The following is a 25,759-nucleotide window of genomic DNA, read 5'->3' on the forward strand; positions in this document are numbered from 1 at the left end:
CTGACCCACCGCTATCGCAGACAAGCCAGCTCCCACATTGGGTCCGGCGACTGGCTTGAAGCCCAACCCCTTCACAATTTCGCGACACTCCCCGCTACAAAAGCCACACGCTTTTCACCTCTCAATCCGTATAATGCCGACCTTTCAGGGTTGTAAGAACCGCGACAATTACTTGTAGCCTTATTGCCTGAGCTTCCGCACAAGCCCGCTGAGCCGGGCCATTCACACAGGTGCCATCCATGGATTTCAACCCGCTTGACCTTATCCTGCATCTCGACGTTTACCTCGATATGCTGGTAACCAACTACGGTCCGTGGATCTACGCCATTCTGTTCCTGGTGATTTTTTGCGAAACCGGCCTGGTGGTCATGCCCTTCCTGCCGGGCGACTCCTTGCTGTTCATTGCCGGTGCCGTAGCGGCCGGCGGCGGTATGGACCCAGTCCTGCTGGCCGGCCTGCTGATGCTGGCGGCCATCCTCGGCGACAGCACCAACTATGTGATCGGACGAACGGCGGGCGAGCGCTTGTTCAGCAACCCGAACTCCAAGATCTTCCGCCGCGACTACCTGCAAAAGACCCACGACTTCTACGACAAGCACGGCGGCAAGACCGTGACGCTGGCGCGCTTCCTGCCGATCCTGCGTACCTTCGCGCCGTTCGTCGCGGGCGTGGCCAAGATGCCGTATCCACGCTTCTTCGGCTTCAGCGTACTGGGCACCATCCTGTGGGTCGGCGGCCTGGTGACCTTGGGTTACTTCTTCGGCAACGTGCCTTTTATCAAGAAGAACCTGTCGCTGCTGGTGGTGTTCATCATTCTGCTGTCCCTGGTGCCGATGATTATTGGCGTAGTGCGCAGCCGCTTTGGCCGCACGTCCTCCGAAGCCAACCCGCACTGATTGCCCGTGTGGTCCTTCAGCGCCTGGCGTCGCCGGCGCCTGCTGGCCAAGCACCCGATTGCCGATGACATCTGGCAACGGGTGCGCCACCACCTGACCTTCCTCGACGGCATCACGCCGGAGCAAGATCAGTGGCTACGCGAAGCCTGCGTGGTGTTCCTCAGCGAAAAACACCTCACCGCCCTGCCTGGCGTCGAACTGCACCAGGAACAACGCCTGCTGCTCGCCGCCCAGGCGCAACTGCCGCTGATGAACCTGGGCGACCTCGACTGGTACCAAGGCTTTCATGAGATCGTGCTGTACCCCGACGACTTCCTCAGCCCACAACGCCATCGCGATGCCAGCGGCGTCGAACACGAGTGGGACGGCGAACACAGCGGCGAAGCCTGGCAACAGGGCCCGGTGATCCTCGCCTGGCCCGGCGTGCTCGCCAGCGGCCAATGGGAAGGCTACAACCTGGTCATCCACGAACTAGCGCACAAGCTGGACATGCTCAACGGCGACGCCAACGGCCTGCCGCCGCTGCACCACGACATGCGCGTGCAGGATTGGGCCAGCGTCATGCAAGGCGCCTTCGATGACCTCAATCGCCAGTTGGACGCCAACCCGGACGCCGAGACCGAGATAGACCCTTACGCTGCGGAAAACCCGGCGGAGTTCTTTGCCGTCACCAGCGAGTATTTCTTCAGCGCCCCGGATTTACTGGTCAACAGTTATCCACAGGTGTACGCCCAACTCAGCCGCTTTTATCGCCAGGATCCCCTGGCCCGCCTGACTCAACTGCAAGCCAGCGACCTGCGCTACGCGCCACAGGGCGAATGACCGTACGACGCTTGGCGCATGGCATCGGCGTCAGAATATGCCTATAATCGCCGCCACTTTTAGGCCAATCCGGCCATGTCATATGGCCAACTAACGGGGGCAACGCCCAATGAGCTACAGCAAGATTCCGGCTGGCAAAGACCTGCCGAACGACATCTACGTCGCCATCGAAATTCCGGCCAACCACGCGCCGATCAAATACGAAATCGACAAAGACAGCGACTGCCTGTTCGTTGACCGTTTCATGGCCACCCCGATGTTCTACCCGGCCAACTACGGTTTTATCCCTAACACCCTGGCTGACGACGGTGACCCCCTCGACGTGCTGGTCGTGACCCCTTACCCGGTCACCCCAGGCTCGGTTATCCGCGCCCGCCCAGTCGGCATCCTGAACATGACCGACGACGGCGGCGGCGATGCCAAAGTCATCGCAGTGCCACACGACAAGCTGTCCCAGCTGTACGTGGACGTGAAGGAATACACCGACCTGCCGCCACTGTTGCTGGAACAGATCAAGCACTTCTTCGAGAACTACAAAGACCTCGAAAAAGGCAAGTGGGTGAAGATCGACGGTTGGGGCAACGCAGACGCCGCCCGCGCCGAGATCATGAAGTCGGTTGCCGCCTACAAAGGCTGATACCCGCGCCTCATTGCCACGGATCGAGTAGGAGGCGGATTCACATCCGCCGTCCTCTCACACCACCGTACGTACGGTTCCGTATACGGCGGTTCAGGTTATACGGTTAAGTCGGTTTATCGTATCCAGTATCGAGACCAGCCCGAGGCGGTCCCACAGCTTCTTCGGCAACGCCTGATTCATATGGGGCGCTCCCGAGTTCCACCATGGGCCTCGGCCATTGACTGCCGATTTCCACGCCCGCGCCGCATTAAGTCCCAAGCGTATCAAGTTGCGCGCCCTCGTAGAGGGCCGCTTCCATTGACGCCAGACGATACAGCGAAGCTTGTGACGCACCCAGCCGTCCAATTCCTCAAGTGGCCGTCTGCTCTGGCTCAGCTTGAAGTAGCCCGCCCATCCGCGCAGCACGGGGTTTATCCGCTCGATGACAGTCGCCACCTTGTGGCCCCGCGCTTTACGTAGCAGCTCTCTGAGCCGGTCGCGCAAGCGACCCAGGCTCATCGTCGCCACTCTCAGTCTCGGTTGCTGATGCCAGCTCATCCCGTAACCCAAGTAATCACACATCCAAGACCCGGCTACTCGGCTCTTATCCCGATTCAGCGTTAGTTTCAGGCGCTGATTCAGGAAGCGCTCAACACTGGCCATCACTCGTTCGCCAGCACGAGGGCTGCGCACATAGATGTTCGCATCGTCGGCATAACGCACGAAGCGATGACCCCGCCGTTCCAGCTCGCGGTCGAGTTCGTTGAGCAGGATGTTCGACAGCAACGGCGAGAGCGGGCCGCCTTGCGGCGTCCCTTCCTGCCGTCGGCTGGCGATCCCACCCGACATCTCACCGGCTTGGAGGTACCGCCGGATCAGTCTGAGCACGCGTTTATCTACGATTTGGCGCGCCACGTACGCCATCAGGAGATCGTGGTTGACCCGGTCAAAGAATTTCTCAAGATCGAGTTCCACGCACCAGCGATGCCCTGCCGCCACATGGGCGCGGGCTGTCTCGATGGCTTGGTGGGCGCTTCTGCCCGGACGGAAGCCGTAGCTGTAATCCGAAAACAGCGGGTCGAAGATCGGCGTGAGCTGTTGCAGCAGTGCCTGTTGGATCAGGCGATCCACGACGCAGGGAATGCCCAGTTGTCGGGTGCCGCCTTTGGGTTTGGGGATGTCGACGGCGCGTACACCTTGCGGGTGGTATTCGCCGGCCAGCAACCTCCTCTGGAGGATCGGCCAATACTGATTCACGTAGTCCGCCAAGTCGTCGACCGTCATGCCATCGGCACCCGGCGCGCCCTTGTTGCTGACCACGCGCTGATACGCACGTCTGAGGTTGGCCGGTGCAAGCACCCGCGCCATCAGCGTGTCCGGCTCCGCGTTCGTCCACGTCACAGATGCCGTCGATACCTTTGCGCTGTCAGCCGTCATCCTCGGATTCTGTCCGGGACTCGGAGTCACAGTCTTCTCTTGGAGAAATTTCTGCATTTCGGTATTCAACGAGACTCTGACGCCTACTGGCGGCATAACCTGTTCGGCCCTTGGTGGCGCGGTTATTCGCCACTTACTACGGCTTCGGCTGACTTCTGCACGCTCATCCCATCGCCTCTCGACGCTCGGTAGCACACTGGCAAACGTGCAGATCTCCCAGGGTAATTCGCGCGACCTTCCTGCTTATGCCTGTCGGATCTACGTCACAGCGTTCCGTGCAAGTATTGGGCTTTGAAGATTTTGGCCTTCTTACCCCGCTGCGCCGCCTCTATCCGCTTCCTGTTCGTCAGGCCAGCATTTTGCCTCGGGCTTCCTTCAGATTCGCAGTCACCCGCGACACCCTTGCCTCTGGCTAACACTTCCCCTTGCCGGGTGTGTAGAGGACTTTCACCTCCCAGTCACCAGCGTGGCCACCACAGCCAAGCTGGTTGCGCTTGCGCGCAACGCGCCATGCCTGGCGCACCAATTAAAAAGCCCCGTTAATTCGGGGCTTTTTTATGGGCCGAATTAAACATCAAGTTCAATGTTTATTTGCAGCGTTTAACTAAGTTGCACACCCTGAATTCAACACATAAGTGCAACGCTCACCCCTGTATGCACTTCGTACGGCGTCTTCCAGCCCAAGCGCTTGCGCGGGCGTAGATTGATCCTCGCTACTGTCCGATTGACGGCTTCGACGGTCAGCTTGCTGAAGTCGCTGCCCTTGGGGAAATACTGGCGGAGCAGACCGTTGGTGTTTTCATTGGTGCCACGTTGCCAGGATGAATAGGGGTCTGCAAAAAAGACCTGGCACTGGCTCCGTAGCGCGATGCGTTCATGCCCGGCAAACTCCCTTCCGTTATCCAGCGTCAGCGTGTGAGCGGCATGGCCCTGAAGCATCAGATTGATCGCCCGCGTTACCTGCCGGCGCGTTCTGCGCTTGACCGGATAGGCGCTCAGATAGCCGCTTTTGCGATCAACCAGGGTCACCAGGTTACCGCCCAGTCCATGTACCGTATCGCCCTCCCAGTCCCCCAGGCGCTCGCGGCTTTCGACCTCGGCTGGGCGTTCACTGATTGACACGCGATTACGCAGCTGCCCGCGCCGATCGTGGCTTCCATAGCGTTTCCGGTAGCGCTTTCGGCGATGTCGCAGATAGGTATAAAGCTCACCACCGGCGCGCTGTTCGGCGGCAATGAACCGATAAATCCACTCATGGCTGACCGCCCGGCTTGGCTGCTCCTGCTTCAACCGCTGGGCGATCTGCTCCGGACTCATGCCATGCTTGAGCCACACCGGGAGATGATGGCTGAGCCATGTCGCCGGCTTGCAAAACTTGCGCGCACCCGCTCGACGAGCATCACTTTCATGGGCCGCAGAAACAGCCTTGTAGATATTCTGGGTGCTGTTGCGGCGAACCTCGCGACTGATCGTCGAGGGATGCACGCCGACCCGCTTTGCAATGCTCGCCTGGCTCTCTGCGGCGCTCAAGCCAGCCTCAATCTGGTAACGTTGTCCCTGAGTCAGCTGCCGGTAATGCGTAGTCATCTGCGCTTGAATCCTTCGGTGTGAGAGCCTGGATTCTACCGGTGGCTGGCTCTCTGCCTCTCGTTTCAAGCGTTGCGCTTATTCTATGAATTCAGGCACCTGAAAGATCCGGCCACAACTAAGCCAAATCCTACAACCGCAAATCAACGCATGGTTTATTTGATTAGACTTTCCGGCCAGTAAACTCTGCGTTTATGAATACATCAGGTGATCGTTTAAAAGCGCTACTACGGGAAGTTCATCTTTCCGCCTCCGACTTCGCCAAGAACCGCGGCGTCACGCCTCAGCACGTGAACAACTGGTTCAAACGCGGGGTCCCCATGGGCCGACTCAACGAGATCGCAGAGTTGCTGTGCGTCTCAAGTCGCTGGTTAAGCGACGGCAAAGGCCCCAAACACCCGCCCGCCAACTACCTGTTGGAAGGCCCCACCGCAAGGATTGCAACCGCCCGCGAAGACACAGGCAAATACCTCACAGGCCCCGCCTGCCGCCCGGAAAAAACCGACGTGGAGATCCCCCTCCACCCCACCTTCACCTCAACCGAACGCATCCGCGTCTCCCTGCACAGCCTGGAAACACTCAACGTAAACCCCGACCGCGCGATAGGCGCCTACATGGTCGACAACAGCATGATCGACATCATCCAACAAGGCGCCACCCTCGCCATCGACCGAGGCCGTACCCAAATCATCGACGGTGAAATCTACGCCGTCGAACACGACGGCATGCTGCGCATCAAATACCTCTACAACCGCCCTGGCGGCGGCCTGCGCCTGCGCAGCCACAACGCCAGCGAACACCCGGACGAATACCTCAACCACGAGGAACGCTTCGAGCAAAGCTTCAAGATCGTCGGCTGGGTATTCTGGTGGTCCACCCTCAACAACCGCCGCCCACCGGTGCCACTGGATGAACACCTGCTGGGCTGGGAAGGCTCTAAATCGGAACCGGAGGTGGGCAACTGAAGCGAATGTGAGTATCATGCGCCGCACATTTGGCAGGGGTCGCTTCTAGCTGACTCCCTGCTGGCGAAGCGGAGGAGTTCCCGCGGATGCCCTACTATTCAGCCCGACGCAATGTGGGCTGAGCGATTTGAAGGCTGGTGAGGCTTGTCAAAAACAAGCTGAGGCAGTCCCCGAGAAGCCGGCCACAAGCCGGCTTTTTAATGCCTGTAAGAATGCAGTTCAATTGCCCAACAGCTGCTGGACAATTGAATCGTCAACAAAGGCGGGCAAGTATCCTACCCACTCTTCAATACGCGTCATTTAGGCTGCAAACACTCCACCGCCCTATCCGCCACCATCTTCGCCATCTCCACCAAGTGCATTACCGCCCTCTGTGGTGCAGCCACTGACTCGCTGATAACTTGCGACGTAGCCAGCGCACAATGCAGCAGCTCAGCCACCTGCACCCAGGCATCCTCGAAGCTCAGTTCTTCATTGACCGTGAATGGGTTGGTCAGGTGTGACGACAGCGTATCTGAACAAACGTTATCCATAGCAAAACTCCTAGCAGTAAGTGACTACCACCGTCCTTTCGCGACTAAACGAGCAGAGGTGGCGGCTGTACGCAGGTTAGTCGACCGGCCGCTAGGCACCGGCGCACCCGAGGGTGCCCTGCGCACAGCCACCATAAAGTGCAGGCAAGAAGACACCTGTCTTTGGGATGGCGCGTGCGCCTAGCGAGGTCCGGGCGACTAAACCCGATCACTGAATTAGCAGTGACGGTCAGCAGCCTAGTCACCCAATTCCACTGGCGCAAGCGGTTGGGATTCTCTCGGAAACGTCCTGCAAAGGAAAGGGATCGGACCTGCTAGCTACTCAAAATCAGGCAATTCACTCCTGGTCTGCACAGCGACCCGGAGGCCTGAAATCGGGTGCCAACTATTGTCCACTTTAAGTTGACAGTAAGACTCCTTCCACCCGATTTATCCCTCGTCACCTACCCATTAATCTGTGCCCATGTTGAACGCAACGCCCAACCAACCTAAACAAAAAAGGATTCAACCATGAGCACTGCAACCTACAACCGCTTGAACAAAGACGACGCCATTGTTCTGCTGGTCGACCACCAGACCGGCCTGATCTCCCTGGTGCAGGACTTCTCCCCCAACGAGTTCAAGAACAACGTGCTGGCCCTGGCTGACCTGGCCAAGTTCTTCAACTTGCCGACCATCCTCACCACCAGTTTCGAGCAAGGCCCTAACGGCCCGCTGGTACCGGAGCTGAAGGAGATGTTCCCGGACGCGCCGTATATCGCTCGCCCTGGTCAGATCAACGCCTGGGACAACGAGGATTTCGTCAAGGCAATCAAGGCCACCGGGCGTAAGCAGATCATCATTGCCGGTGTGGTGACGGATGTGTGTGTGGCGTTCCCGACCTTGTCGGCGCTGGCAGAAGGTTTTGAGGTGTTTGTGGTGACGGATGCATCGGGCACGTTCAATACCACCGTGCAGCAAGCGGCGTGGAGCCGGATGACGCAGGCCGGCGCGCAGTTGATGAACTGGTTCTCGGTGGCGTGTGAGTTGCACCGCGACTGGCGCAACGATATCGAAGGGCTGGGGAATTTGTTGTCCCAGCGGATTCCTAACTACCGCAATTTGATGAACAGCTACTCGGCCCTGTCTGCTCGCCAGAGCTAAGACTGCCATGCTCCGTATTGAGCCTGCCTGAAAAGGCAGGCTTTTTTATGGGTGTAGATTGAGAGGCGTGCGGGTGACGCAGAGCGTCACTGGATGCGTTACCACGCGGAGCGTGGGAACGAACCCGTCAGACGTCCCTAATCCAGGATCAAGTGCGGCAGAAACCGGCTTGAATCCTTGGTGATCAAGCTATTGTCCTCGCGCACACCGATGCCGGCGGCCTGGTCGCCAATGACCCAAGAGCCGATCAGCGTGTAGCTGTCACCAAATTTTGGCAGCGGTGCGAACTCTTGAAGGATGAAGGGCGCATCCGTGTAGGGGCCGTCTTCTTTTACGGTCAGGCCTTCGGCGGTTTGCAGTTCGATGTTGGCGCCTTCACGGGAGAAGAACGGCTTGCGCACCCAGCCTTTTGGCACGGCTTTGCCTGGGTCGGTGTCCAGGTGGGACGCGAGCAGGTTGGGGTGGCCTTTGTTGAATTCCCACAGCAGCGGCAGGATGCCTTTGTTGGAAATAATGGATTTCCACGCGGGCTCGAAGAACTGTGTGTCGCTCTGGGCAATCGCGGCACCAAAGGGTTCGTGGAAGATGAACTCCCAGGCGTGCAGTTTGAACAGGTGGGGAATCCAGCGATCTTCAAGGTCGACGAAGCGGCCTTCGCTGTTCAGGCCGATGTCTTCGATGTCGATGTGGCGCGATTCGATGCCGACCTTTTCAGCGACCAGGCGCAGGTAGTCGGTGGTGCCTTTGTCTTCGATCGAGTCTTTCATCGAGGCGAAGTAGAACGGCTGGTTGACCTGCAGTTGCGCGAAGGCCTGGTGCAGTTTGGTGTCGATGCTATTGAACTGGTCGGCGTGCTTGGGCAGCAGGCCGCGTTCGATGCATTGTTCCAGCCAGCCCCACTGAAACGCGGCTGCTTCGTAGAGGCTGGTGGGGGTGTCGTAGTTGAGCTCCAGCAACTTGGCGGGCCCGCTGCCGTTGTAGGAGAAGTCCATGCGCCCGTACAGGTGCGGGTGGCCTTCGAGCCATGAGGTTCGGATCATGTCGTAGAAAGGCGCGGGGATGCTCAGGCGTTCAAGCAGTTCTTCGCTGTGGACCACGCGGGCGACGAGGTCCATGCACATGTCATGGAGCTCGGTGGTCGGGTCTTCGAGGTCGCGCTCGATTTGCTTGAGCGTGAACTGGTAGTACGCGCTTTCGTCCCAGTAGGGTTCGCCGTCGATGGTATGGAACAGGAAGCCGAGGCTCTCGGCGGTGTGTTTCCAGTCATGACGCTCTGCGCATTGGATCTTCTTCATGGCCGGTTTCCTTAGCTGCTTGACCCGCCGCCCCAGCCGCTGCGTGCGCTGGCTTTGCTGCCGAAGCCGCCGCGGGAGGTGGCCGATGAAACCGAGCTCGACTTAGGTGAAGAGCGCAGCGTGCTGGTGTAATTGCTGCTGCCGTACCGGGCCTGGTTGGAACGGCCAAAGGTCGCGCCATTGGACACGCGTTGGTTGAGCGTCGAGTTACCGTAGTTGCCGCGATCATCGCGATAGCGGTACACCGGCTCGGAACGGTAGCTGTTGCGGTTGTTGCTCAGCATGTTGCCGATCAGCAAGCCGGTCAGCAGGCTGCTGGTGGAGAAGCCTGAGCCGCCGCTGGCCTGAGCGTTGGCCGCTTGCGCATTGGCAGCGTCGACTTGGGATTGGGTCACCTGGCCTTCGGCGGTCAGTTCGAAACCGCCCAAGCGCGGGATGAATTTGCCGGTGGAGTCTTGCTGGCACCAGTCAGCGACAAAGTCGGCGTCGCAATCGGCCTGGCTGTCATACACCGGCGCAATGCGGCGATGCTCGGCCATGGCCGTCATGTAGGCGTCCGAGCAGACGTCTACCGGAAGTTTTTCATCGGCGCATTGCTGTACCGATTGGAAGTTGTACTTCTTTTGCAGGTCGTAGGTTTTTTCCGTTGGGCCACAGCCGGATATCGCCATGGCGACCGACGCTGCCAGCGACAGCTGGACGTACTTGCTTCGTTTCATCGGGAGCTCCGTGGGCAATCAGTTCGAGGTGGGCGTCATGCACGCGGCATTCAGCATGCCGACGCTGATGGCCACCGCGGCCACGTAGATACCGGCCGCCAGTTCGCCCTTCTTGATGCGCTCGGACGTGCCTTTGAGCACCAGGCTGGTCAGCAGGAACGCCAGCAGTTGGACGACGGCGGCGATCACGGCCCAGACGATGAAGTCGAGAACGTTGATCGAGTAGGCAATCACATTGCTGGCCGGAATGGCGAAACCGACGATGGCACCGCCCAGGGCGACCGCTGCGGAGGTGTTGCCCGCACGGATCAGTTCGAACTCCTTGTGCGGGGTGATGCGGGTGTAGATGAACTGGAACAGCGCGAACAGTACCGCAGCCCCCAGGATGTAGAGGACAAAGCCGAGCACCGCAGCTTTGTTGAGGGAGATGGAGAGTGCTTCTAGCATGGACGGCTTCCTTTTTTTAGAGCGTAGTCAGGTCGGTGGTGTACAGCGAAATGCCCAGGGATGTGCTCAGGCTGATGGTGCCTTCGGCATCTTCTTCGACGGAGAACAGCAGGAACTCTCGGCGGTCGGTCAAGCCGGTGTCGCGGGCGTATAGCATCGAACGGTGCTCGACGCTGTAGGTGGCTTCTGGGCTGATGACCTGTTCGCTCATCGCCACCAATTCGGTCTGGCCATCTTCGCTGCCCCACTCCCGGAAGAACTCGACGCCGTCGTGGGTGTAGGTCGGCAGACCGATCAGGCTTTGTGGGCCCGCGAGCCTGCTCAGTTCCGCTTCACTGCTGATGGTGACGTAACTCAGGTAGTTGAACAGAATCACTGACTCGACCTGGCCCGCTATCTGGCCGGTGGTGTGCACCTGCAACCAATAATCTTCGTCGTTCATGTAATAGCGCGACAGCCAGGTGGACTGGCCGAGGTCGATGGTGCCGTTGCTCCAGATTTCCTGGGAGCCGGGGATCACCACGTTGGTTTTTTCATCGAGCAGCAATTTCAGAGTCGTGTCAAACATCACGCCCTTGCCCGGCGCCAGGCCCAAAGGGCCGGTGGCAGGCAGGCTTGGGCTGGCGGTTCGGCTCGAGTCGGTAGTGGCTTTTGGGGCCTCAAGCCCCATCAACTGTTTAAGCCATCCCATGGGAGATTTCCTTAAGGCGAGTGGAAGCGATGTAGAAGAGTTCGCCGCCTTTGACCGCTGTGGCACTGGGCGGGTTGATCGACGGCTGCTGAACACCTTTGGCGCGATAGCCAATGAGGGTGGCGTTGTGGCGCTCCTTCATCTGCGTGTACAGCTCGCCGAACGTTGCCTCAAAGGCGTCGGGCAATTTCATCAGGTACTGGGTGGCGCCCTGCCCCACGCACAGCAACTCATTGATGACCACCGACGAGCCCGGATCCTGAGAGGCGCGCACCAGCATTTCGATCGCCATGCTGGACGTGCATTCCAGGCGCGGGGCGTAGGAGCTGGCCAGTGCAGCGATTTCACTTTCGTTGAAGTGGGCGACCACATGCCCGACGGGGCTCAGTTGATTCACCGCCAGCACGGTGGCCAGCGTCAGGTCATCAGACGGGGTCCGCACCAGCACACGCTCGGCACCGGGCACACCGGCACGCAGCAACAGTGCGGTGGAAGACAGGCTTTCGCCGCGGATGAACGCTGCTTTGCCCGGCATCGGATTTTCTTCGAGGCTGCAATCGCAGATCACGATCAGGTTGTCGTTCGAGGTTTCGTCTTGCAGCAACAACTCAATCACCCGCTCGCTGGACGCGCCCTCCCAGCCGATCAGCACGGTATGGCCGACCTTGCCGGTGAAATCACCTTTGCCCTTCATGCCCTTTCTCCATGCATCGATAACACTGCTGGTGGTTTTGCCGATGGCTGCCGTGAGCAGCGCAATGCCCCCGAGCATGACCCAGGCCGCCACGAAAATTCGCCCAGCAGAAGTCTGCGGTGCGAGGTCGCCATAGCCGACGGTGAGTGTGGTGGTGAGATAGAAGTAGATAAACGTGGCGGCAGCGGTGAGGTGTTGTTCGCCCAGCAACACCAGGCCCAGGTAAGCGGTGCTCAGGTGGACACCCAAGGCAACGATCAGGCCTGCCCAACCGAAGCGATGAAAGAGGGACGAGGCGTACATGCGTAACAGTAGGAAAATCGACATTTAGCCCCTGGCTCCCTGGGTACTTGAATCCTGACGACAGCATCGCCTCGACGTCTGGATGCTCAAGTGCGTTCACCCGGCATTAAACCCGCTGCGCGGCGTGGATAGAAGTACCTTGGCTGCAATAAATCCGGCGAGCGCACCAAACAGATGCCCTTCGAAGGAAACGCCCTGCCGCGGAAGGAAGCCCACGACCAGTCCGCCATACAGCAAAGCCACAACAGCGGCTGTTAGCAGGTTGCCCCAGCTTCTGTGAAACCAGGCGCGAGACAGCAGATAGGCCCATAGCCCGAACACCCAGCCGCTGGCGCCGACGTGTACGCCTGAAAAACCGAACAGCCAGACCAACAAGCCACCCAGCAGAATGACGATGGCACTGACAGCAATGAACCGGTTGACCCCTTCGATGATGACCAGAGAACCCAGGATCACAAAGGCAATCAGGTTGGCGCTCAGGTGGGCGAAGGAGGCGTGCAAAAACGGTGATGTGAGGATGCCGAACAGACCCTGCATCGTTCTCGGGATTAGCCCGAATGCCATGAGGCTGTAACCGGTCACCACATTGAGCAGTTGCAGCGCGACCATGAAGAGGGCCAGGCCTGCGATTGTCTTGAAACCCTTCAAGGCGTTCATCCTGACCTCAACATACAAAAGAAGAGCACTGCGACTGTGGCGAGGGAGCTTGCTCCCGCTGGGGCGCGAAGCGGCCCCAAAAACAGGACTGCTGCGCAGCCCAGCGGGAGCAAGCTCCCTCCCCACAGAGTTGCAGGCTTAACTGACCTACGTTGATTACTCAGCCGACTTTTGCTTCAGACGCTCCAGAATCGCATTGGCACTGCCTTCGTTCGGCGTGATGCCGGCATCGCGCAGTTTGCGTTCCAGGTCTGTCCCCGTCGACGCTTCAGCCAGCTCATCCTGGGCTTGCAGCTCAGCGGCGCGTTGTTGCTGTTTGGCCTGCAAGCGATTGAGCGTACCGACGGCGGTTTCCAGCTTGCCGTTGGCACCGCCGCTGGCAATGGAGGCACTGACCTGGGCCTTTTGCACGCTGTCGCGAGCCTTGGCCATGTCCACTTGCTGGCGCAGGCTTTTGATGCGGCTTTCGGCCTTGGTGATGTCTTTGCGCATGCTCTCAGCGTACCCACCGAACTCGGTGGTCTGCTTTTGCTCAACGTCCCGCTCGTTGGTCAGGGTCGAAATGGCTTCGGCCACTTCCAGGGCGAGGTCTTCACGGTTGGCCTGGATAGCGGCCATCGCCTTGGATTCCAGGTCTTTGATCTTGGCGTCGTACTCGCCAACACGATCAGCCGCCAGTTTGTGCTTGGCCATGATGCTCACCAGCTCACGCTTGGCGTTGGCCAAGGCGCTGTCTGCATCGCGAATTTCCTGGTCAAGGATGCGCAGGGCCTGTTGGTCGACGATCGATTCGCCGACTTCGCTGGCACCGCCACGCAACGCGGTGAACAATTTGCTCCAGATGGACTGAGTCATTGGGTTTTCCCGAATAATTAAATGAAGAAACGTTCGAAGGCTTCGCTGGCGCGCTGCACGTTATCAACCAGGGTTTTCACCTCGGTCACGATGTTGGTCAGGCTGGAGTCGGAGCTGAGCGCACCGAACATGTTGTAAACCACCTGCCCGTTCGGCATGGACTCGATACCGATCGACGACAACGGGAACATCTCCCGGCTGCGCAGCACGGCGTCGTTGAATTTCGCGACATCGTTGATGGACTCGGCGTCGACCAGGACGGTATCCACGATGATTTGCTCGCCCACCACCGCGATGTAAATCGGCAAGCCACCAAAGTCGTTCATCTCCAGCTTGATGCTGGACTCGGAGCCTTGGACGAGAGAAAGCGTAATGTCATTGGACGTCACGTCATCCAGCGCCTGAAGAGCACTGTAGAGACGATCGATATTCCAGTTGGTACCTGCGCTCATGAAATTCTCCGACATGAATGAGCCAGCCAGGATCGGTTGGCGTAGCTGTTTCTCCATTTGCTTGAGCAGGCTTCGGTTTTCGGGAAGCACCCAAGTCTCGTGTTTCACATAACCGGCCGCCGCCAGCCCCGCACGCATCTGCTTCATGTAAAAGCTCGACGGCTTTTTTGCGGACGGCTTCAAGCGCTCTCCCTTGAGGCTTGTTGAATCGGTATCGGGCCCAGTTGATGGGCTCGATGGAGAGCTGCTGTTCATGGTACTGACCTCGCTGTGAAAAACTCACGCGTGAGAAAATCTACAGGCAATCCGCAAGGTACTCAATAGCTCACGCGTGAGATTTTTCCTTACATTTTTCAACCACCGAAAAGACCCTGCCTACCCCGCCAACTCTCGCTCGATTTGCTCGATGCTAGGCAAGCTCGATTGCAGTTCGGCTGGCAAAGACTCCATCAGTTGATATTCCGCCACACCAATAGGTCGGTTGTTATCGCGCAGTGCGTATTCAGCCACCACTTCATTTTTACCCTTGCACAACAAGAGGCCGATAGTCGGGCCGTCCTGTGGGTGCTTTATCTCGGCATCCACCGCCGCAAGATAGAAGCTCAATTTGCCCAGATGCTCGGGCTTGAACTTGCCAGCCTTGAGTTCGATCACCACATACCAACGCAGCTTCAGGTGATAGAACAACAGGTCGATGAAGAACTCATCGCCGCCTACATTCAGCAGCACTTGCCGGCCAACGAAGGCAAAACCTGCGCCCAACTCCAACAAGAAGTCAGTGACATGCTTGATCAGGGCGTTTTCGATTTCGCGCTCTTGTGCATTCTGGCCCAGACTGAGGAAATCAAAGCGGTACGGGTCTTTGAGGGATTCGCGCGCCAGGTCGGATTACGCTTTGGGCAGATGGCTTTCGAAGTTGCTGACGGCCTTGCCACTGCGCTCCAGCAGGCGATTTTCAATGTGCATCACCAGTGTGTTGCGCGACCAGTTATGTTTTAAGGCCTGGATGATGTACCAACGACGAGTTTCGGGGCCGGGAAGCTTATCGAGCAGCACCACGTTGTGGCCCCAAGGCAATTGTGCAGCAGCCTGTTGCACAAATTCCGAATCCGGCCACGCCTCGGCAAAAGCACGCATGTATTTCAGATTGCGCGGCGAAAAACCCTTGATGTCAGGAAAGGCCGCCCGCAGATCTTGCGCAAGGCGGTCGATCACTTTACTACCCCAACCTTGAGCGTGCTGACGCGCCAAAATATCGTGACCGAGCTGCCAGTAGAGCAGCACCAGCTCACGATTAACGGCAATTGATGCGCGCTGTTGCGCCTGATGGATACGGCCCTTGAGGTCTGTCAGCCAATCAGCCAATCGCCGTAGCCCTCAGGAGGCGCGATCAACCCGATAGAAGTTTCGCTCATGCCTTTTTTACTCTGGTGTTTTCGGCAGGCTAGCCAGCCGACAGTACCGTCACAAGCATTCGAGAACAGTTCAGGAAGGGTCCTGCGTACCTCACAGAAAGGTCCTGCTGGCACTTGACTCTCCCCTATACGGCACCCCCTACCCTGAATGCCCTTTTCTCAGAACTTATCACCATGAGTCAGCGCATTCTGGTCATTCTCGGCCACCCGTCCGCCGATAGCTTTTGTTCCGCCCTCGCGCACACTTATATCCACGCTGCTAAAACGGCCGGTCACGAAGTCCGCGTCCTGCGCCTGGGTGATCTCAGGTTCGACCCCATCCTTCATCATGCTTACACCCAGGTTCAAGCGCTGGAACCTGACTTGCTCAGCGCCCAAGCCGACATCCTTTGGGCCGAGCATCTGGCCTGGGTTTTCCCTGTCTGGTGGGGCGGTATCCCGGCACTGATGAAGGGCTTTATCGACCGCGTTTTCCTCCCCGGCTTTGCCTTCAAGTACCGCGCAGGCAAGGCATTCCCAGACAAGCTGCTAAAGGGCCGAACCGCGCACTTGTTAGTGACCCTCGACACGCCGCCGTGGTATTACCGCTGGGTTTATCGCATGCCGGCCATCCACCAAATGCGGCGCACCACGCTGGCGCTGTGCGGCATCGCGACGAGCAAGACGCTGCTGTTGGGGCCGGTGCTGGGCTCTTCGCTGACGCAGCGGGCCAAGTGGCTGAAACAGGCCGGCGCACTATTTGAAAAAGGGAGTTTTCATGTACATCGGCAAAGCCGCGCAGTTGTCCGGCACGACCATCAAGGCGATTCGTCACTATGAGGCAATCGGGCTGATGCCAGCGCCTGCGCGTCGGGGCGGTTATCGCGTTTATACCGAGCAGAGTGTCGAGCGGCTGATGTTTATAAAGTGCGCGCAACAGCTGGGGTTCAAGCTCAAGGAATTACAGGAGATTTTGCAGGGGTACGAGGGTGATGCGCTTCCCTGGGACAAGGCTGACCAAGCCATCGCCAATAAGAAGCAAGCGTTAGCCATGCAAATTGTGGCATTGCAGAATATGCATCAGGGTTTATTGGTCTTCGAGGCCCAATTGAAAGCGGCGCAGGGGGAATGCTGGGTCGCCACGAAGGCAGGCTGAGACTCGGTGAGCCGAATAAGGTCGCTAATCGGCTCATGGGGTGAGCCGAATAAACCCATCAATCGGCTCACATCACCGTGTGTGCGCCACTCATTTGCCCCAATCCCCCATGTCTGCTAGTGTCGCGCCGGTTTACCGTCTACCGGAATTGCCGCCATGGCCCGCAAAAAAGTTGCACTCGATTTCGAACAATCCCTCGCCGACCTGCAAGCCCTGGTCGAGCGTCTGGAGAACGGCGAGTTGTCGCTGGAAGACTCGTTGACAGCGTTTGAGCAAGGCATCGGCCTGACCCGCGACTGTCAGAGCGCGTTGGCGCAGGCGGAGCAGAAGGTCCAGGTGTTGCTGGAGCGTGACGGGGAGTTGGCCGAAGAGCCTTTCGATGCGGAACAGCCGGAATGATCAGCGCATACCAGGCCAGTAGCCAAGCCCGGGTGAATGCCGCGCTGGAGCCCCTGTTTGTTGCGCCAAGCCCGGAAATGACGCGCCTCTATGAAGCCATGCGCTACAGCGTGATGAATGGCGGCAAGCGTGTGCGCCCGTTGCTGGCCTATGCCGCCTGCGAAGCTCTCGGGGCGCCGGCAGCCGAGGCGAATGGCGCGGCCTGTGCGGTCGAGTTGATCCACGCCTATTCCCTGGTGCATGACGACTTGCCGGCAATGGACGACGATGATTTGCGTCGCGGCCAGCCCACCACCCACAAAGCCTTCGATGAGGCCTATGCAATTCTGGCCGGAGATGGCTTGCAGAGCCTGGCGTTCAGCGCATTGCTGGACCCGACGCTAAGCAGCGTCAACGCCGAGATCCGCTTGCGCATGGTCACCGCCCTGGCCCATGCAGCGGGCCCGGCCGGAATGGTCGGCGGGCAGGCCATCGACATGGGCTCGGTCAGCCTCAAGCTCGATCAAAAAGCCCTCGAACACATGCATCGCCACAAGACCGGTGCGCTGATTGAGGCCGCCGTGCAACTGGGCGCCCTGGCCAGTGGCCGTGCCGACGCCGAGCAATTAGCGGCGCTGCAGACCTATTCTCGCGCTGTCGGCCTGGCCTTCCAGGTACAGGACGATATCCTCGACGTGGAAAGCGACACCGCCACCCTCGGTAAACGCCAGGGCGCCGATATCGCACGTGACAAGCCGACTTATCCTGCCTTGCTGGGGCTGCAAGCCGCCAAGGCGTATGCCATCGAGCTGCGTGACCAGGCTCTGGATGCCCTGCGACCTTTCGACGCGGCGGCCGAGCCACTGCGTGACCTGGCGCGGTATATCGTCGAACGTCGCCACTGACAGCCGCGGCCATTTGCGCCGCATATCGGCCAAGTTCGGCCCTCTGCGTGGGCAGTTTGCACGGCTTGAGGTAAACTGCCGCCTCTTCTATACCTATAACGATTCGCCTGATGCCCACGACGTTTCAAGAGATTCCCCGCAAACGCCCGTCTACGCCCCTGCTCGACCGTGCTGCCACGCCGGACGGCCTGCGTCGACTGGGTGAAGCCGAGCTGGAAACCCTGGCCGATGAGCTGCGCCTGGAATTGCTCTACACGGTCGGCCAGACCGGTGGGCATTTTGGCGCCGGGCTGGGCGTGATCGAGCTGACCATCGCCTTGCATTACGTGTTCGACACCCCGGACGACCGGCTGGTGTGGGACGTGGGCCACCAGGCGTATCCGCATAAAATCCTCACCGGCCGTCGCGAGCGCATGGCCAGCCTGCGCCAGAAGGACGGCCTGGCCGCCTTCCCACGCCGTGCCGAGAGCGAGTACGACACCTTTGGCGTCGGCCACTCCAGCACGTCCATCAGTGCAGCACTGGGCATGGCGATTGCCGCCCGCCTGCAAGGCAGTGAGCGCAAGGCGATTGCGGTGATTGGTGATGGCGCGCTGACCGCCGGCATGGCCTTCGAAGCGCTGAACCATGCGCCGGAAGTGGACGCCAACATGTTGGTGATCCTAAACGACAACGACATGTCGATTTCGCGCAACGTGGGTGGCCTGTCCAATTATCTGGCGAAGATCCTCTCCAGCCGTACCTACGCCAGCATGCGCGAAGGCAGCAAGAAAGTGCTGTCGCGTCTGCCTGGCGCATGGGAAATTGCGCGCCGCACCGAAGAATATGCCAAGGGCATGCTGGTACCCGGCACACTGTTCGAAGAGCTGGGCTGGAACTACATCGGCCCTATCGACGGCCACGACCTGCCGACCCTGATCGCGACGTTGCGCAACATGCGCGACCTCAAGGGCCCGCAGTTCCTGCATATCGTCACCAAGAAAGGCAAAGGTTTCGCTCCGGCGGAAGTCGACCCGATTGGTTACCACGCGATCACTAAGCTCGAACCCCTGGACGCTCCCGCCGCCGCGCCGAAAAAGGCCAGCGGGCCGAAGTATTCCGGGGTGTTTGGCGAATGGCTATGCGACATGGCCGCCGCCGACCCGCGTCTGGTGGGTGTTACCCCGGCGATGAAGGAAGGCTCCGACCTGGTGGCGTTCAGCGAGCGTTTCCCGCTGCGTTACTTCGACGTGGCGATTGCCGAGCAACACGCCGTGACCTTCGCGGCCGGCATGGCCTGCGAAGGCGCCAAGCCGGTGGTGGCGATCTACTCCACCTTCCTGCAACGCGGTTATGACCAACTGGTTCACGATGTGGCGGTGCAGAACCTCGACGTGCTGTTCGCCATCGACCGTGCCGGCCTGGTGGGCGAGGACGGCCCGACCCATGCGGGCAGCTTCGACCTGTCGTACCTGCGCTGCATCCCCGGCATGCTGGTGATGACCCCGAGCGACGAGAACGAACTGCGCAAGATGCTCAGCACCGGCCACCTGTACAACGGCCCGGCCGCTGTGCGGTACCCGCGCGGCACCGGCCCGAACGCCGTGATCGAAAAAGACCTGGAGCCGATCGAAATCGGTAAAGGCATCGTGCGTCGCCAAGGCAGCAAAACTGCGTTCCTGGTGTTTGGCGTGCAACTGGCTGAAGCCTTGAAAGTCGCCGAGAAGATCGACGCCACCGTGGTCGACATGCGGTTCGTCAAGCCACTGGATGAAGCGTTGGTACGCGAAATTGCCGCCAGCCATGAGCTGCTGGTGACCGTCGAAGAGAACGCCATCATGGGCGGCGCCGGTGCGGCGGTCAGTGAGTTCCTGGCGCGGGAGAACATCCTCAAGTCGGTGCTGCACCTGGGCTTGCCAGATGTATACGTCGAACACGCCAAGCCGGCGCAGATGCTGGCTGAATGCGGGCTGGATGAAGCGGGTATCGAGGCGTCCGTGCGCGAGCGCCTGGCGCTACTGAATCTGTAATCAGCCCCAACTGTGGGAGCTGGCTTGCCTGCGATGACGGCGGCACATTCGCTAACAATGTGTCAGATACACCGCTATCGCAGGCAAGCCAGCTCCCACAGTGGTTTTGCATGACCTTCGAATGCTATGGACAGCCCATGAAACGCCTGTGCCTTGCCCTGCTGCTGCTACCCTGCGCTGACCTGCTCGCCGACACCCGCGACCAGGCCCTGAAGCTCTCCGACGTGGTCATCAGTGCCAACCGCCAAGTCCAGGCGCGTAATGACAGCAGCGCCGCCAACACCGTCTTCACCCGCGCCGACATCGACCGCCTGCAACCCACCAGCGTCACCGACCTGCTCAGCCGCGTGCCGGGCGTGCAAGTTGCGCCGACCGGTGGGCGTGGCAGTTTGCCGGGGATTTTCATTCGCGGCACCAAGTCGGCGCAGAGCCTGGTGCTGGTGGACGGCCAACGCATCGCCAACACCACCTCCGGCGACAGCGGCTTGCAATACCTCAACGTCGATCAGATTGAACGGGTGGAAGTGCTGCGCGGTTCACGTTCGGTGATTTACGGCAGCGATGCGATTGGCGGGGTGATTCAGGTGTTCACCCGGCGCAATGCCGAGCAAGGCTTGCAGCCGCGCCTGAAACTTGGCTTTGGCAGCAACCAGACCTGGGAGCGCAGCTTGGGCCTGTCGGGCGGCGATGAACACACGCGCTTCAACCTGGGCGCGAGCCTGGATGAAACCGCCGGCATCAACGCGAGCCACGCGTCGTTCCCTAGTGACGGCGACCATGATGCCTACCGCAACCAGTCCATCAGCCTGAACCTCAGCCACTCGTTCAGTGATGAGCTGGAGGTGGGCTTCAATCTGCTGGATAACCGTGGCAAGTCGGAGTACGACAACAGTTATGGCCGCTACGACGGCGCCACCGGGCAAAGCCTGGGCCAGAAACCCTACACCGACTACACCGTGAGCAGCACCAGCGGCTATGTCGATGCCAAGCTCAATGACAGCTGGCAGTCGCGCCTGGAGCTGGGCCACAGTGAAAACCGCGACACCAAGCGCGATACCCTCAGCGATGATTACAGCGCATTCAACACCTACCGCGACTCGGTCAATTGGCAGAACGACCTGACCCTGGATGAGCAAAACAGCCTGATCGTCGGTGGCGACTGGTATGAAGACCGTTTCCACGGTTCCACCACCTTTACCGAGAACAGCCGCTGGAACCGGGCGGCCTTCGTGCAGCACCGCTTCCAAAGCCAATGGTTTTCCACCGAGCTGGGCCTGCGCCGTGACCAGAACCAGCAGTTCGGCGGCCAGAACAGTTGGAGCGGCACCCTGACCTTGCCGGTCAACCCCGACAATGACTTGCTCTTGAGCTACAGCGAAGGCTTTCGTGCGCCAACCTTCAACGACCTCTATTACCCCGACACGCAGTACAGCAACCCCAACCTGCAGCCCGAGACATCAAAGAGCTACGAGCTGCAATGGCGCAGCCAACTGACCGACAGCACACGCCTGGAAGCCTCGCTGTATCGCACCGACCTGAGCGACGCGATCATCCTTGACGCCGGCAAGCCGCAAAACGTGGCGTCGGCGCGGATCAACGGCTTTGAAGCGGCGCTCAAGCAAGAACTGTTTGGCTGGCAGGGCAACCTGGGCCTGTCGCTTATCGACCCGCGTGACCGTGACAGCGGCCACACCCTGGCACGTCGCGCACGGCGAACGGTGAACCTGGATCTGGACCGGCAATTTGATCAACTCGGTCTCGGCGCCAGCTGGCAAGCGATCAGCAGCAGCTACGACGATGAAGCCAACCGCAACCGTCTGGGCGGTTATGCCTTGTTGGGGCTGCGCAGTAGTTGGGCGTTGAACCGGGAGGTGTCGTTGTCGCTGAAGGTGGATAACGCGCTGGACAAGTCTTATGCACGGGCGAAGTACAGCTACCTCGGGGAAAACCAGAATTATCGTGAAGAAGGTCGGGTGTGGATGTTCGGGGTGACGTGGACACCCGAGCTTTAAGTAATCTGAACCGGCGTCATCGCAGGCAAGCCAGCTCCCACAATTGAAATGCATTCCCCTGTGGGAGCTGGCTTGCCTGCGATAGCGTTGTCACAGGTTCGGCGCAATCACCTGGCACAACCGCCCCACCGCCTCCAACATCTGCCCGCTGGGCCGCTCCAGGCCCTTGTCCGGCACTAACCGCACCCGAGCCGCCATCGCCGGCCATGCCGTCCAGGCCTCCCTCTGAGCCTGATCCCCCACCAGGATCACCTCGGGGTCTCGCGCCAGCACCGATTCGATATTCACCTGCGGCGCCGGCAACTTCAGGTCATCGAACACATTGCGCGCCCCGCACACGCTGAGGGCATCGCTGATGATCTGCCCACCGCCCACGGTGTACAGCGGCTGGTTCCACACTTGGTAGAACACTCGCAGCGGCTCGGCCCGCTGGTAGCGCTGGCGCAACTCGGCCAAGCGCTGGCGCAATTGTGCCGCGCGCTGGTGCCCGGCCTCGGCGCGGCCCAATTGCTCGGCAATGGCCTGCACCTGCGCGGTCAGTTGTTCAAGGCTGTGGGGTTCGGCGACGTACACCGGGATATTCAATCGTTGGAGCTGCTCGCGCTGGGCCGGGCCGACGCTGCCAGGCCAGAGCAGGATCAGGTCGGGCTTGAGGCTGAGCAGGCGCTCCATGTCCAACTGGCCGTAGTGCCCGACCGAGGTCACCTTCGCCAACGCCGCCGGGCGGTCACCACCATCAAGCACGCCGACCAGCAAGTCCTCGGCACCCAGCTCAAGCACGATTTCAGACAGTGACGGCGCCAGGCTGACAACCCGCTCGACCGGCCAGCCCTGGGCACTGAATATCAGCAGCAGCGCCAGCCAATAGCGCTTCATCCCAACTGACGCGGTATGCGATAGAGATAGAACAACACCAGCGTCGACAGCGCCAACAGAAACAGCGGCACCGCCTCCAGGCCGACGAACACCGCCAGCGCGCCAATCCAGGCCGGTAACGCTGCAACCAGCAACGCCGTGCGCCGACGCGCCGCCAGGGTGATCCAGGCTGCGGGCTCTTGAGCAGTATCAAGGGCTTTGGAGGTGGCGATCAGCGCGTGTTTGTAGGCGTGAAAATAACGCAGGCTGAGAAACATCGAGGCCACGCCGGCGATGAAGAACGGCATGGCCAAGACGGGCAACAAGGATTCAGCCCGGCCAAACAGCAGGTTGATCACGAACAACGGCAGCAATGCCAGGGCCAGGTACTGCCACCAGTTGAAGGACAGTCGCCGTTTCACCTGGCCACGGGTCACGCGCGGTCGACCTCGCCCTGGTGCTCGTTGCCCATCATGTGATCGAGCTTGCTGGCTTTGGTGGCCAGGTAGAGCTTGTTGTGCGGGTTGTGCCCGGTGTGTAGCGGCACGCGCTCGGCCACGGTGATGCCCATCTCGGTCAAGGCTTTGACCTTGCGGGGGTTGTTGGTCATCAGGCGCAGGGATTTGACCCCCAGGTGCTCGAGCATCGGCAGGCAGATGGCGTAGTCGCGCTGGTCGGCAGCAAAGCCCAGGCGCTCGTTGGCCTCGACGGTGTCGGCGCCGCCGTCTTGCAGTTCGTAGGCGCGGATCTTGTTCAACAGGCCAATGCCGCGGCCTTCCTGACGCAAGTACAGCAACACGCCACGGCCTTCACGGGCGATGGCTTGCAGTGCAGCCTCCAGTTGCGAGCCGCAGTCACAGCGCTGGCTGAACAGCGCATCGCCGGTCAGGCACTCGGAATGCACACGCCCCAGCACCGGCGCGCCATCCGTGATGTCGCCGAGGCTGAGCACAACGTGCTCGCGCCCGGTGGCTTCTTCAAGAAAGCCGTTCATGGTGAACGTGGCAAAAGGGGTAGGCAGCTTGGAAGCGGCGACGAAAACGACGGGCACCGTGTGCTCCTGATTTCAGATTTCACAGAGGCGGGCATTGTAACAGCACGTTCCTACAGACGCTTAAGCTGAATTATCGCTGATAAAGATCAATAGGTTCGATTGGCCTTTGAGTCAGTTCTATGGGCGTCAGAACGGATACGGCTGTTTCCAGCGTTCGAAAATCGCTTTCAGCTCACCGGTCTGGACCAGGATGCCCAAACGCTGGTCATACATGGCCATCAATGCCCTGCCGCGCGCGGTGTCGGCAAAGCCTACGTAGAGCGGCAGTTCAGCAATATGGGTGAGTTTGAACAGCGCCGGGTCTTGCGCCTGGCTGAGCACGTATTTGGCTTCGGTGAGGGCGTCGATATAAAAATCGGCACGGCCGTGTTGCAGCATTGGCAGAATGCCGCTGCGCCGCTCGATCTGGTTGAAGCGGCGCACGGTGGGCAGGTATTCCTCGTATTTATAGCCGCGCACCCAGGCCAGGCGATAGTTGCCCAAGGTCGCCAGGGTCGGTGTCGGCGCAGTGGCCAACCCGAGGGCGTAGACATGATCGGCGTCGAAATTCCTGCGGGGGTACAACACACCGCTGGCCTCATCGCGATAGGTGCCGACACAACCATCCACCTCACCACGCTGGGCCAGGCCGACCGAGCGGGTATAGGGTACGCTGCGGATGTGCACGGTGATGCCAGCCGGTTCAAAGACTTGGCGCAACAGGTCCCAGGCCAGGCCGCTGCCATCTTTGTTGGTGTAGTCGTTCCACTCCTCACTGGCCAGCACGATTTTGCCGGGCATGGGAGTGTCCGCCTGGGCCAGGGAAGCGAAGGTACACAGCACGATCAGCAGCCAGCGGCATGCAGCCATAGTCACGGCCTCTTACTCGGGATAATCGTATAAAGGGTAGCGCAGACCGCCGGCTTAGGGCGCCTGGCGAAAATGCTGGTAGCCGCGCACAGCCGGGGTGATGTCCTGGCCGTGGACGTCGAGCAGCGTTACGCCCTGCCCCGCTTCGACCCGGCCGACCACATGCACCGGCCAGCCATCCGCCTGCAACGGCGCTAACTCGGACGGTGGCAAGGTGAACGCCAGCACATAGTCGTCGCCCCCACTCAACGCCGCCACGTGAGCCTGGTCTTCACCAACAAACGCCAGCAAGGCCTCGGACAACGGCAACCGGTGGCGCTCAACCACCAGGCGCACCGCTGACGCCTTGGCGATATGCCCACAGTCGGCCAACAGCCCATCGGAGATATCCATCGCCGCTGTCGCCTTGCCCCGCAGCGCAAGCCCCAGGGCCAACTGCGGTTGCGGCGACCAGTAATGCGCCAGCAGCGGCTCGGCGATTGCTGCGTCAGCCGTGCGTTGCCCCAATACCAGCGGCAACGCGCCAGCGGCATTGCCTAACTCGCCGCCGACACACAGCAGGTCGCCCGGCTGTGCACCGCTGCGCGTCAAGGCCTGGCCAGCCGGCACGCGGCCGAACACGGTCAGGGTCAGGCTCAGCGGCCCACGGGTGGTATCGCCGCCCACCAGGCCCACGCCGCAGTTTTGCGCCATGGCATTCAAACCTTGGGCATAGCGTTGCAGCCAATCGGCTTCGACGCTCGGCGTGGTCAGGGCAAGGGTAAAGGCGAGGGGGTGGGCGCCCATGGCGGCCAGGTCGCTCACCGCCACGGCCAGCGAGCGCTGGCCGAGCAGGAACGGGTCACAGGGGTCGGCAAAATGCACGCCAGCCACCAGCGTATCAGTGGAGACTGCCAGTTGCTCCCCGGCGGGAAGCGCCAGCAAGGCGCAGTCGTCGCCGATCCCCAGGGCAATGCCTTCGCCACCTTGCGCACAGGGCGCGGCGGCGAAGTATGTGCGGATCAGCTCAAACTCACCCATTGAGGAATCAAG

General features: G+C 60.2%; 27 protein-coding genes and 1 pseudogene. 11 read left to right on the plus strand and 17 right to left on the minus strand.

Features of this window, described 5'->3' with window-relative positions; translation table 11 throughout:
• The first annotated feature begins 239 nt into the window (after positions 1-239).
• From RHM69_RS17135 to ppa, 3 genes are all read left to right on the plus strand, one after another.
• On the plus strand, positions 240-896 hold the full coding sequence (locus RHM69_RS17135) for a DedA family protein (RefSeq protein ID WP_003194521.1): 657 nt from the start codon (positions 240-242) through the stop codon (positions 894-896).
• A 6-nt stretch (positions 897-902) separates the two neighbouring features.
• Positions 903-1,718, plus strand: a complete 816-nt coding sequence (locus RHM69_RS17140) for a zinc-dependent peptidase (protein ID WP_014720106.1) — start codon at positions 903-905, stop codon at positions 1,716-1,718.
• Between the two features lie 109 nt (positions 1,719-1,827).
• Positions 1,828-2,355 carry an inorganic diphosphatase gene (gene ppa, locus RHM69_RS17145; RefSeq protein WP_003176323.1) on the plus strand — a complete coding sequence of 176 codons (528 nt, stop codon included), beginning with the start codon at positions 1,828-1,830 and terminating at the stop codon, positions 2,353-2,355.
• 93 nt (positions 2,356-2,448) lie between these two features.
• On the opposite strand, the gene ltrA is transcribed toward ppa, so the two are convergent.
• Positions 2,449-3,870, minus strand: a complete 1,422-nt coding sequence (ltrA, locus tag RHM69_RS17150; RefSeq protein WP_011805433.1) for a group II intron reverse transcriptase/maturase — start codon at positions 3,868-3,870, stop codon at positions 2,449-2,451.
• 528 nt (positions 3,871-4,398) lie between these two features.
• On the minus strand, positions 4,399-5,361 hold the full coding sequence (locus RHM69_RS17155; RefSeq protein WP_004577240.1) for an IS30-like element ISPpu17 family transposase: 963 nt from the start codon (positions 5,359-5,361) through the stop codon (positions 4,399-4,401).
• A 194-nt stretch (positions 5,362-5,555) separates the two neighbouring features.
• Between RHM69_RS17155 and RHM69_RS17160 the strand changes: the two genes are divergently transcribed.
• Complete coding sequence (locus tag RHM69_RS17160) at positions 5,556-6,326, plus strand: LexA family transcriptional regulator (RefSeq protein WP_014720107.1); 771 nt, start codon at positions 5,556-5,558, stop codon at positions 6,324-6,326.
• Between the two features lie 296 nt (positions 6,327-6,622).
• Here the strand turns inward: RHM69_RS17160 and RHM69_RS17165 are convergent, their stop codons facing one another.
• A complete protein-coding gene (locus tag RHM69_RS17165; RefSeq protein ID WP_019818827.1) occupies positions 6,623-6,859 on the minus strand; it encodes a DUF6124 family protein in 237 nt (78 codons plus the stop codon).
• A 510-nt stretch (positions 6,860-7,369) separates the two neighbouring features.
• On the opposite strand from RHM69_RS17165, the gene ycaC reads away from it, so the two are divergent.
• Positions 7,370-8,002 carry an isochorismate family cysteine hydrolase YcaC gene (ycaC, locus tag RHM69_RS17170; protein ID WP_014720109.1) on the plus strand — a complete coding sequence of 211 codons (633 nt, stop codon included), beginning with the start codon at positions 7,370-7,372 and terminating at the stop codon, positions 8,000-8,002.
• Positions 8,003-8,139: 137 nt separating this feature from the next.
• On the opposite strand, the gene RHM69_RS17175 is transcribed toward ycaC, so the two are convergent.
• The 9 genes and pseudogenes from RHM69_RS17175 to RHM69_RS17215 form a co-directional block, all read right to left on the minus strand.
• On the minus strand, positions 8,140-9,297 hold the full coding sequence (locus tag RHM69_RS17175; RefSeq protein WP_014720110.1) for a glutathionylspermidine synthase family protein: 1,158 nt from the start codon (positions 9,295-9,297) through the stop codon (positions 8,140-8,142).
• An 11-nt stretch (positions 9,298-9,308) separates the two neighbouring features.
• Positions 9,309-10,016, minus strand: a complete 708-nt coding sequence (locus RHM69_RS17180) for a DUF1190 domain-containing protein (RefSeq protein WP_014720111.1) — start codon at positions 10,014-10,016, stop codon at positions 9,309-9,311.
• 18 nt (positions 10,017-10,034) lie between these two features.
• Positions 10,035-10,463 carry a DUF350 domain-containing protein gene (locus RHM69_RS17185; protein WP_003194539.1) on the minus strand — a complete coding sequence of 143 codons (429 nt, stop codon included), beginning with the start codon at positions 10,461-10,463 and terminating at the stop codon, positions 10,035-10,037.
• 16 nt (positions 10,464-10,479) lie between these two features.
• Complete coding sequence (locus tag RHM69_RS17190; RefSeq protein ID WP_020302431.1) at positions 10,480-11,154, minus strand: DUF2491 family protein; 675 nt, start codon at positions 11,152-11,154, stop codon at positions 10,480-10,482.
• The gene (locus RHM69_RS17195; RefSeq protein ID WP_191949050.1) at positions 11,141-12,175 is read right to left on the minus strand and encodes an ion channel; all 1,035 of its coding nucleotides are present in this window, start codon (positions 12,173-12,175) and stop codon (positions 11,141-11,143) included. Before RHM69_RS17195 ends, RHM69_RS17190 begins: the two co-directional genes overlap by 14 nt.
• Before the next feature lie 72 nt (positions 12,176-12,247).
• Positions 12,248-12,808 carry a rhomboid family intramembrane serine protease gene (locus RHM69_RS17200; protein WP_019818836.1) on the minus strand — a complete coding sequence of 187 codons (561 nt, stop codon included), beginning with the start codon at positions 12,806-12,808 and terminating at the stop codon, positions 12,248-12,250.
• 156 nt (positions 12,809-12,964) lie between these two features.
• Complete coding sequence (locus RHM69_RS17205; RefSeq protein WP_014720114.1) at positions 12,965-13,663, minus strand: PspA/IM30 family protein; 699 nt, start codon at positions 13,661-13,663, stop codon at positions 12,965-12,967.
• 17 nt (positions 13,664-13,680) lie between these two features.
• Positions 13,681-14,262 carry a YjfI family protein gene (locus RHM69_RS17210; RefSeq protein ID WP_116665030.1) on the minus strand — a complete coding sequence of 194 codons (582 nt, stop codon included), beginning with the start codon at positions 14,260-14,262 and terminating at the stop codon, positions 13,681-13,683.
• Positions 14,263-14,490: 228 nt separating this feature from the next.
• Positions 14,491-15,530, minus strand: a pseudogene (locus tag RHM69_RS17215) (PDDEXK nuclease domain-containing protein).
• Positions 15,531-15,704: 174 nt separating this feature from the next.
• Here RHM69_RS17215 and RHM69_RS17220 point away from each other — a divergent pair.
• From RHM69_RS17220 to RHM69_RS17245, 6 genes are all read left to right on the plus strand, one after another.
• Complete coding sequence (locus RHM69_RS17220) at positions 15,705-16,349, plus strand: NAD(P)H-dependent oxidoreductase (protein WP_014720117.1); 645 nt, start codon at positions 15,705-15,707, stop codon at positions 16,347-16,349.
• Positions 16,288-16,665: a MerR family transcriptional regulator gene (locus RHM69_RS17225; RefSeq protein ID WP_034133857.1), complete on the plus strand. Its 378-nt coding sequence runs from the start codon at positions 16,288-16,290 to the stop codon at positions 16,663-16,665. Before RHM69_RS17220 ends, RHM69_RS17225 begins: the two co-directional genes overlap by 62 nt.
• Before the next feature lie 156 nt (positions 16,666-16,821).
• Positions 16,822-17,064: an exodeoxyribonuclease VII small subunit gene (locus tag RHM69_RS17230; RefSeq protein ID WP_003194556.1), complete on the plus strand. Its 243-nt coding sequence runs from the start codon at positions 16,822-16,824 to the stop codon at positions 17,062-17,064.
• Positions 17,061-17,948, plus strand: coding sequence for a (2E,6E)-farnesyl diphosphate synthase (ispA, locus tag RHM69_RS17235; RefSeq protein ID WP_014720119.1), 888 nt, complete (start codon positions 17,061-17,063; stop codon positions 17,946-17,948). The genes RHM69_RS17230 and ispA overlap by 4 nt, the downstream gene beginning before the upstream one ends.
• A 110-nt stretch (positions 17,949-18,058) precedes the next feature.
• Entirely contained in the window at positions 18,059-19,957 is a 1,899-nt protein-coding gene (dxs, locus tag RHM69_RS17240) for a 1-deoxy-D-xylulose-5-phosphate synthase (protein WP_014720120.1), read from the plus strand.
• Positions 19,958-20,094: 137 nt separating this feature from the next.
• A complete protein-coding gene (locus RHM69_RS17245) occupies positions 20,095-21,969 on the plus strand; it encodes a TonB-dependent receptor domain-containing protein (RefSeq protein WP_032904143.1) in 1,875 nt (624 codons plus the stop codon).
• Between the two features lie 90 nt (positions 21,970-22,059).
• Here RHM69_RS17245 and RHM69_RS17250 read toward each other — a convergent pair whose 3' ends face one another.
• From RHM69_RS17250 to thiL, 5 genes are all read right to left on the minus strand, one after another.
• Positions 22,060-22,845: a cobalamin-binding protein gene (locus RHM69_RS17250; protein WP_019818849.1), complete on the minus strand. Its 786-nt coding sequence runs from the start codon at positions 22,843-22,845 to the stop codon at positions 22,060-22,062.
• On the minus strand, positions 22,842-23,261 hold the full coding sequence (locus tag RHM69_RS17255; RefSeq protein WP_014720123.1) for a hypothetical protein: 420 nt from the start codon (positions 23,259-23,261) through the stop codon (positions 22,842-22,844). The genes RHM69_RS17250 and RHM69_RS17255 overlap by 4 nt, the downstream gene beginning before the upstream one ends.
• Positions 23,258-23,875, minus strand: coding sequence for a GTP cyclohydrolase II (ribA, locus tag RHM69_RS17260; RefSeq protein WP_005791841.1), 618 nt, complete (start codon positions 23,873-23,875; stop codon positions 23,258-23,260). The genes RHM69_RS17255 and ribA overlap by 4 nt, the downstream gene beginning before the upstream one ends.
• A 129-nt stretch (positions 23,876-24,004) precedes the next feature.
• Positions 24,005-24,727: a substrate-binding periplasmic protein gene (locus tag RHM69_RS17265; RefSeq protein ID WP_019818851.1), complete on the minus strand. Its 723-nt coding sequence runs from the start codon at positions 24,725-24,727 to the stop codon at positions 24,005-24,007.
• A gap of 54 nt (positions 24,728-24,781) precedes the next feature.
• Positions 24,782-25,747 (minus strand): thiamine-phosphate kinase, encoded by a 966-nt coding sequence (gene thiL / locus RHM69_RS17270; RefSeq protein WP_019818852.1) that lies wholly within the window; start codon positions 25,745-25,747, stop codon positions 24,782-24,784.
• Positions 25,748-25,759: the final 12 nt, after the last annotated feature.

The organism is Pseudomonas sp. CCI1.1 (assembly GCF_034348165.1).
Classification (GTDB): domain Bacteria; phylum Pseudomonadota; class Gammaproteobacteria; order Pseudomonadales; family Pseudomonadaceae; genus Aquipseudomonas; species Aquipseudomonas paracarnis.